Consider the following 13,416-nt stretch of genomic DNA (forward strand, 5'->3'; position numbering starts at 1 on the left):
ACCCTTTAGGGGTTTACTCCAATCCCCCCAACACCCCAGCCCCCGACCCGCACCAATCCTGCGGATAGACGCCGCTCGCCACGTAACGATGGAAGGTGGAATACGGCCAATCGGCCACCCGCGTGACATGACCATGCTTGAGCGGGTTGATATGGACGTAATCCATATGGTGGCGGTAATCCTGCTCATCCCGGATCAGGTGTTCCCAATAATGGCGTTGCCAGATGCCCCGCTCCCCGTGGCGTAACCGGGTCTGGCTGCGCCGCTCGTTCAGCGGCAAGGCACGGGAAAAGTGGCTTTTGATCAGCCGCCACCGCAGGGGGAAATCGGTGTCCCCTTCCGGCAATGAGAGAATGCAGTGGAGATGGTCTGGCAACACCACCCATGCGTGAATGGCGAAGGGGTGAGCCTGTTGCACCTTGGCAACGCTTTGACGCAGCAGGTCGATCTGCTCCACCAGCAACCGGTTGTTGCGCCGCTCCAGCAGGTTGACGGTAAAGAACCAGGTTCCTCCGGGCCACCATGCCCGCCGCCAGTTGGCCATCCCTTTCCCCTCATCGAGACCGAAAAGCCAAGCATAGTCTTGCCTCACGTCGATCTGCTTGCGGGCTGTGATGGCGCGGATATTCCTGACGCGATCGTCCGATTACGTTTCGCTAATCGAACCTACATGGACAGGAAATCTGGAACACCCACTTTCGGGCAAAGGCGTAACTGGTGGAGCTACGCCTTGTTTTTGGTGGAAACCTCTGGTCACTTAACCAACTTGCTCTCCATCACCCCTTGCTTGCCTTCCTCCTCACTGACCTGGCTCAGCTTGGAGCGGGCCATCAGCAGGCCCATCTTGACCTCTTGCCAGACGTAGTAGTTTTTACCCGCCTCGGTGCTGAGGGTCAGGGTGGCATCGTTCTCCGACTTGGAGGTGATGGTGTGGCTGCCCGGTGTCACCTGCTTGAGGATGTAGGTGTGGGCCACGGTATCGCCGACCGCCATACCATCCACCAGCAGCGGCATTTTCACCGCCGCACCGAAGGTCTCGTTGCGATAGATATAGAGGTTGGCCGCATCCTTGGGCGCCACAAACTGCTTGGCCTGCACATCTGCGGTGGCATCGGCCATGGGTACGGAAGCACAACCGGAAAGCAGCGCCGCCGATAGCAAGGCGGCACTCATCATTATTTGCCTGAACATAGTCGTTATTTTTTAGTGAGTTAACGGGAAATCAAGGTTCGCATGAGCCTTCACTGGCTGACAATCGCTCAAATCGGTCGGGGTGTGACCCGGTTCAATTTTTCAGCATTTGGTGGGATGAAGGGGGGAACTCAGAAACCCGGCCGCCAGATGGGGCGCGGCGGTCGGGTGAATTGTAAAGAGTAGGGTGACAGGGAAAGGGATCAGCCTAGTCTAATCAACTCGATGGGGGCGTAGCGCTCACCGGAGTTTGCCAGCAGCACGCACTTCTCATGCTCCGCCTGATAGGGGGTCATATTGTCGGTGTGGGCCTCTTTCAGAAAATCGACTGCGCCAGTGGCGGCAATCATCACGCGCTGCCCCAGGTTCAGCACATTGCGGTTACGGTCATAGATCTTCATCTCATTCTCCTTTTCTTGTGTCCTGGCGGATGCGCAGGCGTCTGTCCAGGACAACGGCATTCAGCCTACGCCCCTGAAAAAAGGTGATTTATGTCACAGATCAAAAAAGGGGCGATAAGGGACTCGCAGGCTCAAAAAGCGAGCATGCCCCCTTGGCCAACGGCTGTCGCGCGCAGTGGCGCTGTCCTGCCCTTTTCATCGCGGCGGGCTCGAACCCGGCAGCGGTTGGGGTATATTGGTGGCCGATTAGCCAATCTCATTCACTGTGGCCGCGCAAGCGGGCCGCTGTTTCAACAAGATGGAGAGTGCTCATGAATCGCGATATCACCGCCCAGTTCATCAAGATGCTGACCAACCTCGACCACTGTCTGGCCAAGGCCGAGGCCCACGCCGCGGCGAAGCAGTTCAACGTGGAGAACTTCTTCGGCGAGCGCTTGATCGTCGATATGCTGCCGCTGTCCAAGCAGGTGCTAATCTGCTGCGATTCGGCCCGCGCCGTGGTCGCCACCGCCAGCCACAGCGAGCTGCCAGCCATGGGCGATGACCCCAAAACCATGGCGGATCTGCGCACCCATATCGGCAAGACCATCAGCTATCTGCAAGGCAAGCTGGACGCGGACTACAGCCAGTATGCCAGCGGTCGCTACGTGCCCCACTGGGCGGGTGGCAAGGGGATGGATGGCCATACCTGCGTCCATGAGTACGGCATTCCCAACTTCTACTTCCACCTCACCATGGCCTACGCCCTGCTGCGCCGCGCCGGGGTCGATCTCGGCAAGCGCGACTATCTGGGCGGGCTCAACCTGCAATAAGCGCTGCTCGCCACAGGTGGCCAAGAAATAGCAAAAGCCTGCCACACGGCAGGCTTTTTCATATCGGGTGGTGCTGGGCTGGTGCGCAGAAAGGCTCCGCCCTAGAAGGGGCCGTTGCGCTCGCGCAGCTTGTCGGGCAGGCCGTCGTGATCACCCAACTCACGCTCGGGTACGTCATCCCAGTGCAGCTTGCCGAGGGTGATATTGCGCTCGGGATGCACGGCGTAGTGGATGCGGTTGTCCTCCCGATCCGTATCGCCAATGCAGAGCAGGCGGACAGTCTCTTCGGTGTTGTTGATAAAGGCGTGGGCCAGCCCGTCACCGGCCTTGAAGCCCACCGAGTCACCCGGTTGCAGGCGATAGAGCACGCCATCGAGCCAGACATCCGGCGTCCCTTCCAGCACATGAACGAACTCGTCCTCGGTCTTTTCGGCATGGGGCCAGCTGGTGCGATGGCCGGGCTCGACAATCTCGTGGTGAATGCCGATGCGGCTAAAGCCGAAGTGTTTGCCGAGGGCACAGCCGCGGGAAAGGGGCTCCTGACTGCCGGAGTAGTAGCGCGGCGTCTGCTCTTGCAGCTCGCGCCAGTGTTTGATGCAGGGGTGGCGATTCATAGCGGTTCCTTTTCCATGAGGATGCAGTCACGGGAAGGGTCATCCTGACTGTCAGAATGCGGGGAGAAAAGCAGAAATTTTCTGGTCAGATGAGCCCCTCTGACGAGGGGCTCAACAAGCAGGAATTACTTGGCCTTGACGCAAGGCAAGGGAGGAAGCTCGCCCTGTGCAGCCGTGCGGGTCATCTGGTAGTTGCCGGCAAGATCCCGATAGACACGGGTGTTCCACACCTCTCCGTTGTCGAGCTGGAACTCGATGTCGTAGTTAACCCCGGAGACCACCTGGCTGCGCACCTCGCGGATGCTCTGCAGTTTGGCGGCCGTGTTCATGCGAGCCAGCACGCTGGCCAGCGCAGCCTCCCCTTCCGCATTGGGCAACGCCTGACTCTGCCAGCCACCCGCCATCGGCGCACACTCAGGCGTGGGTGACGAGGTGCTGCAGGCACTCAACAGGCCAGCAACAAGGATGGGTAACAACACGCGTTTCATATCATTTTCTCCTGCCTGCAAAATGACCACCTTATCAACATCTTGCCGTTATTGCAGCCCAAAAGGCTCCCGCTGCGCCCCGCCTGGACGCACCAATCGATCAGCGCCCCAGATTGTCCGCCAGCTGTTTGGCGCGGCTGGCCGCCCACTGGTCGATCATCTTCTCCATCTCCTCGGCGGTGATGGGCTCATCCTTGTGGGTGCTGTCCGTACTCTCGCGGGCATCCATCACCCGCACCAGCAGCTTGCCGCTCCGGGAGTCGAGCAGCTGGGCCATGCTGCCCACCTTGAGCAGGTAAGGCTCCTTGCCGATCACTTCGCGGGTGACGTTGATGGCGATCTTGGCTGGCAGCAGGTCACGCAGCTTGGGGTCGGGGCGGGTCAGGTCGAAGTTGGTGACGGCGGCCTGGATCCGCATCACTTTCGGGCCGGGGGCGGTGGCGATCTTGACGCCCTGCTTGATCAGCTCGCTCTGGAACTTGTCGTGGTAGTAGCGGCCAATCTGGTTCTGTTCGTTGGCGGTCAGCAGATACCACTGACCATTCTCCTGCCGGATAAACTGCAGCGGATCGAGCAGCACTTCATTGTATTGGCGCAGGTCAACGCCCGGCTCCTTGTAAACGCGCTGATTGGGGTTGCTCTCGCTCTGCTGGAAGGCTGTCAGCGGGATCGCCTGCAAGCTGTGGGATACCTGATTCTTGACGGCGCAGCCACCCAGAAGGGCTGCAGCCACGGCAACCATCACGACCTTTTTCATATTTGCTCCTGCATTTTACTGTTTGTTTTTGCTGTGGATTTCGCACCACATGGCTGGAGAACCCGTGCCGGATGCCGCCAATGTCACAGAGAAATAACCTATTCATCACCTTCCCACAAGGGACAGATCAGGATTGTTCAGCTCACATCCAAGTTGTCACAATTGAGGCACTTTTGTACAGGGTCAGCCAGGGTATGAACGGCAATCTGGCGAGGGTTCGGTTGTTTAATCCGGCTAAATGGGGCTGCGGTAAGCGCTCAGTTTTTTCAAACGATGTGAGCCCGCGAGCGGCGTGAGTTGAACGGGGGAATACCCTGGAACTGGCGATGACCGATCATCAGCCATCTTGCGCAAACTTGCCTGCCGCCGGAGAAGCGGCAGGCTCATTCATCAGTTATCGAGATCCCAGGGGCACTGCTTGACCAGCCCCTCTTTGCCGCTGGCGACGATCGCCTGCTGCACCATCCGTTTGTAGCGATTCTTGATATGGGCGGGCAGCGCGGGCACCAGCAGCCGCTCGTCAAACTCCGGCAGCGGGCGATCCGGCAGCACCGCCTGCTCCTGCGGGCTGAGGGGCGGCCGGGAGGCCATATTGCTGGCCGAAATGGTGGGCGTGCCCACCAGCATCTGGCGTTGCAGCGGCGCACTCAGCAGAAAATCCACCAGCAGGTAGGCGGCCTTGAGCCGTGCGGGATCATCGCCAACATGACGGGCGATAGAGATCGCATCGAGGGCATAGATGGCCCCCTCCTGCACCATGGCGATCCGCCACTGCTGCTCGTTCTGCTTGTTGCACTCCACCAGCTCCAGCCCCCAGGTGGTGGCAAAGGTCTGCTGGCGCAGATCCTCGCAGCGGTTGGCCTGATTGAACCAGAAGCCGCGACTGGCTTGCAGCCGCTGCGAGAGCTGCTGCTCCACCTCTTGCTGCAAGGTCTTGTCGGCCAGCATCTCGCCGCTGGCAAACAGGGCGGGCGACTTGCCCAGCGAGAGCAGCACCGAAAAGAGCAGCGGCTCGAACTGGTCGCAGAACTCGGCAAACTGACCCGGCGGCGAGCTGTTGGCGAGCACCTGCCAACTGGTGGGCGCTTGCGGCACCTGCTTGCTGTCGTAGGCGAGGCTGAACATGGCGTAGGAGAAGGGCACCGAGTAGTTGCGCTCCCCCTGCTTGTCATACTCGGTGTTCTTGAGGGCGGGCTTCACCTCGGGGTAGTGCTGCAGGCGGCTGAAATCGATGGGGAGCAGCAGCTTGAACAGCGGCTGGTGATGGGCCTTGTAAAAGTAGCTGGTCGGCAGCACCACATCGGCGCTGCGGGTGCGCAGGGCGCGGTAGACGCTGTCGAAATCAGTCAGCAGCGGCTCGAGCCGGCTGACCGTCGCCTCCACCCCATGGGTTTTGGCGTAGTCGGCAAACTGTTGTTCATAACCCGCTGGCAGATAGCCCCACTCCAGCAATTTGAGCTGAACCGGGGCCGCCAGCGCCGGGGTCATCCCCAACAACCAGCAAAGAGGCAGTAGACGCATGGCCGGGTACTCCTGACAGGTAAACCTTGTTGGAGTATAGGCCCATGCGCCGACTCGTCAGACCATCAGCTCGGCGCCCATGCTCGCCAGAATGGAGAGGCTGACCACCGCAAACAGCACGCCGGTCACCAGATTGAGTGGCCGCTGCACCCGCAGCAGCAGGCGCTGGGCACGATCGGTGGAGAGGCTCCACGCCAGCAGCCCGAACCAGCAGAGGGAAATAATGAAGAGCTCGCCCACCAGCAGGCTACGGGTCATTCCATCCACCTCTGGCGTCACCATGGCGGCCAGCAGACCGATAAAGAAGACCAGCGCCTTGGGGTTAAGCAGGTTGGTGGCAAGGCCAGTGCGCACGCCCCTGCCCCAGCCGCGCAGCTCGTTGGCGGCGCTCTGCATCACGGTGCTGCTCTGCTGCCGAGCCGCCATCAGGGCGCCCCACCCCAACCAGCCCAGATAGAGGGCACCGCAGCACTTAATCACCATAAAAAGCAGCGGGTGGCTGGCGATCAGCATGCTGATCCCGGTCAGGCTAAGGGTGGCGTGTACCATGATCGCCAGCGAGATGCCCAGCGCCGCGCCAAGGGCGGTCGGCCGGTGCAGGCTGGTACGCAGGATCAGGGCGAAATCGGGGCCGGGGCTGGCCAGTGCAATCAGGTGCATCAGGCCGAGGGTAACGAACAGACTGGTCAGCATAACAACTCTCGCTTTAACGACGGAGAGCCAGCATGGCGGATCAGCGGGGGGCGCGGCTTGTAAAAGATTGCATCTGGGCACGAAATTCGGCGGGTGTCAGACCGAATGCCTGGCGAAAGCCGTGGTGGAAGTGACTCTGATCGAAGAAGCCGACCGCCAGCGCCACCTCGCTCACCGCCATGCCGCTCGCCAGCAGCCGCTTGCCCTGCTCCAGCCGCAGCCGTTTCAGCCAGGCGTAGGGGGTCATGCCGCTGCGCTTCTTGAACTGGCGCAGGAAGGCGAAGCGATCGAGCCCGAGCAGCCCCGCCAGCTCTTCCAGCGAGTGGGGCTCGTCGAGGGCGGCCATCAGGTAGTCGCGCAGAAATCGCAACTGGGGATCGGCCAGCTGGTGCACCTCGGGAGCCAGATGCAGCAGCTCCCCCAGCAGGGCGAGCAGCTGGCTCTCGATCAGCAGGCCATCGGCCTTGGGGTTGTCGAGATAGCCGTGCAGCTGGGCAAAGCCCTGATAGAGGTCGGGGCGGCTCTGCAATCCCTTGTCGAAGAAGGGTTCCGGCTGCTCCGGCAGCCAGAGCGCCAGCTGCTGCGGATCGATGGCAAAGACCCGCACCTCATACCCTTCCGGCAACAGGCTGAGGCCGTCGTGCACCTCGTCCGGGTTAACGGTAGAGAGCACCCCGCGCACCAGATGGTGGCTATTTCCCTTGTGGATAAACTTCTGGCCACCCCGCTGCACCAGCCCGATATGGTAGTCGAGATGGACATGGCGGCCGTAGCTGAACGCCCTGTGGTGGGAGTGTGACAGCTCGACCCCCGGCAGGTGCGGGGATTGCCAGTAGCGGATGAGGGAATCGGTGGTATTCATGGGTTATAGATACACCGCAAACAAGCTGAAAGCTTGTAGATTATTGCATTCCGGCTATGTCCTTGCAGCTGGTGCAATGGCCACCAAAGCAGGTCGGCTACGCCACCAGCGATAACCGGCAACCACAACCCGCTTATTGAGCTACGGAAAAAGCAAAGGGAGGCATTACGCCTCCCTTCGACTGATCACACAACCCAGTTACTTGGGTTGCAGCTTCATCTCCTGCAAATACTCCTGCACCTGCTGCTTGTAGTCCGCCTGATAGGAGAACTTGGTGCTGTCGCTCGCCGCAATCAGGTTCACAGCGGTGCAGAACAGGGTGGCTGCCAGCAGCCCCTTGCCAACCCACTGAGGATGGTTGCGGCTCCAGCTAACCAGCAACAGCAGGATCGGGAACAGGGCATAGGGGAATATCAGCATCAGGTGCCAATAGTTAAAGATGATGGGCGAGAGCGCCGCACTCACCAGCACAGCCAATACGGCCGCCAGCGCATAGAGGCCGAGCCAGCTCGTGCCGTCCACTGATGCACGGTCGCTGCGCAGCAGACGCGGCTTGAGATCCCGCCACAGTTGCCAGTTGGCCTTGGCCGCCAGCAACACGGTGGCAGAGCCCACCCCGTAGATCACCACCCGCCACAGCCAGACTGCTGTCATCTGCAAATATTCATGACCCGCCAGCCAGATGAACTGGGTGTCGTTGACCAGCTTGCTGGCAAACAGCCAGGAGCCGTAACGCAGCCAGTAGATCACCGATTTCAGCACCGGATAGACATGCACCAGCCCCCATCCGATATAGCGCTGACGCGCTTCGGGATCGACGTTCTGGGTGATATGGCTGTTGCTCATCACTTCCATGGCGTAGGGGATCAGAGATGCACCGATCAGCAGGGCAGCGACCACCACCCCGCTCCAGCTCACCTTGAGGATGCGGCGCCAGAAGAGGTAGGTGGAGATCACAGCCAGCAGCGGCCAGGAGTAGTGCAGTTGCATGGCCATACCGATCGCCAGCAGGTGCACTATCGTGTGCCAGAAGGAGGCACGCTCGCGCATATGCCAGGCAGACCAGCAGTGCATGGCCGAGAAGAGGAACAGATAAGAGGGGTTGTAGAGCAGACTCTCGTATTGGAACCAGGGGTTGAGCCAGCAGAGAACCAGAAACAGCAACCGCGCATTGCCCTTCGATACGGGGTCAACAAACACCTGGCGGATAACCGCATCAAATAGCAGAAAACCGACCAACCGCATCACCAGCAGCAACACCATGGGGGCATAGGGAGAATCCCACAGTAGCAGCGGCCCACCAATCAGCCAGGCCGACAAGCTCCCCGGCACATTGCCCACCGCACTCGCCGCATTGCCATAGCTGAGCCAGACCCCCTCATAGGCTCCAAGGTAACCCTTGTAGAGCATCTGGGTCTGGTCGCCGGTGAGGAGCTGATTAACAGAAAACAACCAGGAGAGCAGCAGCCCGGCAAATATACAGGCCGCGAATAATGCGTTATGGTAGCGCCCACTAAGACCAATCATTGATCCACACCTATTGAAAAAATTGCTAACGACTTTAACAGTTGCCACCTGATTTTGCTCGTTTACGATTCACATTTTTAGTAGATTTACCAGTCAGTTATGAGACCCGCGGAGCAGTTATGACCCCACCAGTTAAAAAGTTTTTATTCATTGTTGAAGACTTGTATGGTGGTGGTGCGGAAAAGGTTCTGCTCAATACCGCATCCTTGCTAAAAGATGCAGGTGTCGATGTTACCTTGTTTACCTTGCGGGAAAAAATAGACCATACGCTACCTGACAACATTCACCCGATTAATCTTGGCATTGTCACAAAGCTGACTAAAGCCATATCCAATGTTGCGGTTGAAAATATACAAGCATCTCTGATCTTGAAAAAAGTCAAAGAGATCTCGCCTGACGTAATTATCTCATGCTCATGTGACAAAATTACCAGACACCTGCCTGATACACTGAATATTTATTACTGGATCCACGGAAATGTCACCGGCTTTGCCAAAGACAATGCCAAAGGATATGAAAAATTCAAGCGCTTCTATAATGGCAAGAAACTGATCTGCGTATCTCGTGGCATCGCGGACGACATTTTGCACAATGTAAGAGCCACACCAAAATCGTGTCAGGTTATCTACAATCCGTTTGATATCGAGAAAATTCAGGCGTTGGCCGATGAGCCTTTCAACAAGCCATTTGAAAAGTATTTCATCCATGTCGGCACTTTCGAAGAACGAAAACGCCACGATCGTCTCTTGCAGGCATATCAGCTAAGCGGCGTTGCTACGCCACTCGTTCTGATGGGCAAAGGGGAGCGACGCCCTCACATTGAAGCCATGATCGAGGAGATGAACCTTGCCAGCAAGGTGAAGATCATCGACTTTCAGAAGAACCCCTACCCCTATATCAAAGCCGCTCAGGCGCTCATCCTGACATCCGATGCTGAAGGGCTGCCAACAGTGCTTATTGAAGCACTCATCTGCCATACCCCGGTGATCAGCGTGGATTGCCCGTCTGGGCCGGCAGAAATTCTTACTGGGCCACTGCAAGATAACCTTTGCTCCCTTTTTGACATTCCCAAAATAGCGCAAAAAATATCTCGTATGGATATTGATAAAATGCATATACCAGATCATTTTTACAGCCCATTCTCTAGTACAGAGACCATAAAATCATTTATGTCACTTTAGTTTATTAAATTTAATGAAATAACATTGAAATGTCATTTTGAGAGCTAATCCAATGAATATCCTATTAATAGGTATCGATAACGCAGGGCTCATTACCCCGATAGTTGAAGAGATGCGACAACAAGGACACGTGGTTACATTTATTGAGAATGGAGAAATATCTAGATATGATTACCTGCACCCAGTAGAGAGAATATCAAACTTAATTTCAAAGGCTCTGTTTAAAAGAAATTTAAAACAAGAAAGAAGCTGGCTGTCGACCACCCAGTTTTTGAATGGTTTTACAAAAAACCGCCACTTTGATATCACCATCCTCACTAATCCTGATATTTACACGGCAGAACATCTGACACAGCTCAAAAAATGCACCAACAGGATGATTTGCCACCTGTGGGACAGTACTCTCAGAATGCCAAATAATATCAAAAACATTTCACTTTTTGATAAAGTTTTGAGCTTTGATCCGCAAGATGTTAAAAAATATGGCTTTACACCAGTAACTAACTACTATAAAAAGAATTTAACCCCACTCCAACCAAACAGAAACTATGATGGTGATGTGTTTGGTATTTTTAGCTTTGATCGTGAACGCTACGCCTTTATGACTGCATTTCTGGATGCCAACCCAGACTTAAAAATTAAAATCATGATTTATGTTGATCACCACCGAAAGATCAAAAAAATAAGAGACAAGAGAATCGAAATAATTACCAAGCCAATTACTGGTGATGAACTATTGGCAATCTCATCGGCTTATCACTGTATTCTTGATATAGGATACCAGTCACAAAAAGGCTTGTCTTTTAGATTCTTTGAGTCTCTTGCCTATGAACAAAAAATAATATCAAATAACAATACCGCAGAGACATTTCCGTTCTTTCATCCCAACAATATATTTTGCATAACAGATACAGATCTAAAAGTCTCACCTGACTTTTTAACGATCCCTTATCATCACATATCTGACGAGATAAAAAATCAATACAGACTAGATATATGGGTAAATAAATACATAAAGGCGATGCTTTAATTTTTATTCTGCACCAGGCTATGGTGCAGAAATCTAAATTATTGTGCTATGTACTGAACATACCAATCATTAAATTGATTCTCAAACTCCTCCATATTAATGTAGTTTACATTTTGTTCTTTTTTGGCATCAACATACATTACCATGGCTTTCTCAAAATTTGGTAACCACTCCCGGTTTTCACCTTTACCAAAATTATCATTATATATTCCAAATATAGGTTTTTTCAGCCCTGCGGCAATGTGTACTGTCGCCGTATCTACAGACACGATACCGATACTATTTCTTATTTGAGCGAATAGAACACCTAAAGAATGGGATGAGTCATGTGTGATAACTCTTTCCCTTAAGATATCAGGCATTCTCTTGATATTGTGTTCTGTTTCAATTTTCTTTATCGGTGGATAGAGCAAACATACATTATATCCAGGCTTGCTCAACATAACCTTCAGGATCTCGATAACTTTTTCATCATTAAATGTTCGTGAGCTGCCACTACCGTAAGGATTAAAACAGATTGTGGGATTATCAGGCCAGCTAGATTTAACGCTTGACTCATCTTCAAGATATTCTGGAACAATATAATCTGTATCGGGGTTATCAACCCCCATTTTATTAACGGCCAAGGCAAACTTCTGTGAGAAGTGAATATTCTTGGTTAAATGACCAATTTTAATATTCACACATTTTATTTTGTCATCTATACCAATAACATTTTTTACAGATAATTTTGAGATAAAGAAAATATCTTTCATCTTCATTTCATTAGTAAGATGAACAAGATATTCAATATCTCCTATATCTCTAGCCAATGAGGCGAGTGCTGCATAACTTGGTCTTTTCGGAATAGAATAAACTTCATCAAAAAGAAATTGGTTTTTAAATAAAGACCTCATCTCAGGGGTTGTAATTGCAACTACTTTTTTGCCTGGAAACTTCTTTTTTATTTCACGAGCGACCCAAGATGATACTATGGCATCCCCCAATTTGGCATCCCAACGAACAAAGACTATAGCACCATCTTTACTTGAAGCTGATTTCAAAGATCGGTCAAAAAGCACAATCCCTATTTTACGACGAATGATATCGCGCCATGATTGCAATTTCTTAATCATTTTCTTCCCTCCAAAGGCGATACCTTTATTGTGGTAATTAAAGCCGAAAATAAAAACATGAAGAATATCATCCCGGAGTTATGACTTATAAATGCTTGACTCAAGCTATAATCAACAAGAGTTAATGATGAAACCGCCAACATACTACTGACCAATAAGTTATCTCTATTTTTACTCGCAACCCAAAGTGGATAAAAGTACAGCAGAGCTAACATCAAGAAGCCTATAATGCCGCGTTTAGCCAATTCATCTAAAAATTGATTATGTGCATGTGAGTTAAAATTATAAATGAACTCGGATATAGAACCATTATTATATTGGTTTAATTGTGATAAGCGAATTCCGTTATTTCCCCAACCAAAAATTGGTTTTTCCAAAAAAGAGTTATATGCACTTTCCCACAACTGCAATCGAATGCCTAGAGATGTATCCGGATTCACACCATCAAAATAATGAACAACATCCGCTTTTGCATTATATATCCTATCCATTACGCCACTTTGCGGAAGCATAGCCAAGAAAAGCAACAAGGCACATACAGTGCTTGCATAGAGACCATCTTTGAGGGATAGCTGTTTTCTAAAATAAAAAACTATTGTAAACAAGACGATTGGAAGTAAAACCCAGCCACCTCTGGTCCCGGAGAGAAAACTGCCTATCCCCCCCATTAAAAATGAAAGAAGCATAAAGGCAGCAATGTTTTTCTTCCCTAAATGGCGGAACCAGAAAAAAGCACACAGACATAACAATGCCAATGTCATGCTGATGTTTCCTGACTGAATTGGCATGCTTTCATCAAAAGCTCGAGGCATTCCAAGATAAAACTTTTCATATATTGCGATTAGACCTGAGCTCACTGCTCCTATAGAGAGGCCAGCAATAAGAACGTTTATGTTAATGGGGAACACACTTAATAAAGGTAAGGTCATTGCAGCCATTAACAAACGACTTGGTCGATCTAACTCTTTGAGTGCGCCACCATCAATCCAGATTGACACTGCTTGGATGACAAAAAAAGAGATGAATATATATGATAATATTTTCACCTCTGAACTCATTACCAAATAATATTTTTTACGCCAAAAGACAAAAACACTTGCCAAAACTAAAATGCTGGGCCCATATCCATAGCCACTGGGGACCGTTAAAACTATTGCGCCAAATAAAAAAGCTGCAAATTGCACAATAATATTTAGTCGTAGGCAATTTTTATCTAAATTCACA

General features: G+C 52.7%; 15 protein-coding genes. 3 read left to right on the plus strand and 12 right to left on the minus strand.

Features of this window, described 5'->3' with window-relative positions; translation table 11 throughout:
* Window positions 1–13: 13 nt before the first annotated feature.
* The 3 genes from G5332_RS10965 to ydfZ all read right to left on the minus strand — a co-directional run bounded on the left by G5332_RS10965 (window position 14) and on the right by ydfZ (window position 1,592).
* Window positions 14–544, minus strand: coding sequence for an REP-associated tyrosine transposase (locus tag G5332_RS10965; protein WP_421311252.1), 531 nt, complete (start codon window positions 542–544; stop codon window positions 14–16).
* 209 nt (window positions 545–753) lie between these two features.
* Entirely contained in the window at window positions 754–1,191 is a 438-nt protein-coding gene (locus tag G5332_RS10970) for a DUF2846 domain-containing protein (protein WP_421311253.1), read from the minus strand.
* Window positions 1,192–1,394: 203 nt separating this feature from the next.
* The gene (ydfZ, locus tag G5332_RS10975) at window positions 1,395–1,592 is read right to left on the minus strand and encodes a putative selenium delivery protein YdfZ (protein WP_005342516.1); all 198 of its coding nucleotides are present in this window, start codon (window positions 1,590–1,592) and stop codon (window positions 1,395–1,397) included.
* Window positions 1,593–1,903: 311 nt separating this feature from the next.
* Between ydfZ and G5332_RS10980 the strand changes: the two genes are divergently transcribed.
* A complete protein-coding gene (locus G5332_RS10980) occupies window positions 1,904–2,404 on the plus strand; it encodes a DUF1993 domain-containing protein (protein WP_421249929.1) in 501 nt (166 codons plus the stop codon).
* A gap of 101 nt (window positions 2,405–2,505) precedes the next feature.
* Here the strand turns inward: G5332_RS10980 and G5332_RS10985 are convergent, their stop codons facing one another.
* From G5332_RS10985 to G5332_RS11015, 7 genes are all read right to left on the minus strand, one after another.
* Window positions 2,506–3,018 carry a cupin domain-containing protein gene (locus tag G5332_RS10985; protein WP_107683288.1) on the minus strand — a complete coding sequence of 171 codons (513 nt, stop codon included), beginning with the start codon at window positions 3,016–3,018 and terminating at the stop codon, window positions 2,506–2,508.
* Between the two features lie 125 nt (window positions 3,019–3,143).
* Window positions 3,144–3,506: a cystatin domain-containing protein gene (locus tag G5332_RS10990; protein WP_279490017.1), complete on the minus strand. Its 363-nt coding sequence runs from the start codon at window positions 3,504–3,506 to the stop codon at window positions 3,144–3,146.
* A 100-nt stretch (window positions 3,507–3,606) separates the two neighbouring features.
* Window positions 3,607–4,263 carry a DUF3313 domain-containing protein gene (locus tag G5332_RS10995; RefSeq protein WP_139748100.1) on the minus strand — a complete coding sequence of 219 codons (657 nt, stop codon included), beginning with the start codon at window positions 4,261–4,263 and terminating at the stop codon, window positions 3,607–3,609.
* A gap of 390 nt (window positions 4,264–4,653) precedes the next feature.
* On the minus strand, window positions 4,654–5,784 hold the full coding sequence (locus G5332_RS11000) for an ABC transporter substrate-binding protein (RefSeq protein ID WP_279490016.1): 1,131 nt from the start codon (window positions 5,782–5,784) through the stop codon (window positions 4,654–4,656).
* A gap of 57 nt (window positions 5,785–5,841) precedes the next feature.
* Complete coding sequence (locus tag G5332_RS11005) at window positions 5,842–6,477, minus strand: LysE family translocator (RefSeq protein ID WP_076495599.1); 636 nt, start codon at window positions 6,475–6,477, stop codon at window positions 5,842–5,844.
* A gap of 40 nt (window positions 6,478–6,517) precedes the next feature.
* On the minus strand, window positions 6,518–7,339 hold the full coding sequence (locus G5332_RS11010; protein WP_005357044.1) for a helix-turn-helix transcriptional regulator: 822 nt from the start codon (window positions 7,337–7,339) through the stop codon (window positions 6,518–6,520).
* A 198-nt stretch (window positions 7,340–7,537) separates the two neighbouring features.
* The gene (locus tag G5332_RS11015) at window positions 7,538–8,749 is read right to left on the minus strand and encodes a 3-deoxy-D-manno-octulosonic acid transferase (RefSeq protein WP_421249944.1); all 1,212 of its coding nucleotides are present in this window, start codon (window positions 8,747–8,749) and stop codon (window positions 7,538–7,540) included.
* Between the two features lie 236 nt (window positions 8,750–8,985).
* Between G5332_RS11015 and G5332_RS11020 the strand changes: the two genes are divergently transcribed.
* Together G5332_RS11020 and G5332_RS11025 are read left to right on the plus strand one after the other, a co-directional pair.
* Complete coding sequence (locus tag G5332_RS11020) at window positions 8,986–10,047, plus strand: glycosyltransferase (RefSeq protein ID WP_421249928.1); 1,062 nt, start codon at window positions 8,986–8,988, stop codon at window positions 10,045–10,047.
* Between the two features lie 52 nt (window positions 10,048–10,099).
* Window positions 10,100–11,077 (plus strand): hypothetical protein, encoded by a 978-nt coding sequence (locus tag G5332_RS11025; protein ID WP_216952610.1) that lies wholly within the window; start codon window positions 10,100–10,102, stop codon window positions 11,075–11,077.
* 38 nt (window positions 11,078–11,115) lie between these two features.
* Here G5332_RS11025 and G5332_RS11030 read toward each other — a convergent pair whose 3' ends face one another.
* Both G5332_RS11030 and G5332_RS11035 read right to left on the minus strand, forming a co-directional pair.
* On the minus strand, window positions 11,116–12,192 hold the full coding sequence (locus tag G5332_RS11030; protein WP_421249926.1) for a glycosyltransferase family 9 protein: 1,077 nt from the start codon (window positions 12,190–12,192) through the stop codon (window positions 11,116–11,118).
* On the minus strand, window positions 12,189–13,415 hold the full coding sequence (locus G5332_RS11035; protein WP_421249925.1) for an O-antigen ligase family protein: 1,227 nt from the start codon (window positions 13,413–13,415) through the stop codon (window positions 12,189–12,191). The genes G5332_RS11030 and G5332_RS11035 overlap by 4 nt, the downstream gene beginning before the upstream one ends.
* Window position 13,416: the final 1 nt, after the last annotated feature.

It is taken from the genome of Aeromonas sp. 603757 (assembly GCF_049171255.1).
GTDB classification, from domain to species: Bacteria; Pseudomonadota; Gammaproteobacteria; order Enterobacterales; family Aeromonadaceae; genus Aeromonas; species Aeromonas veronii_A.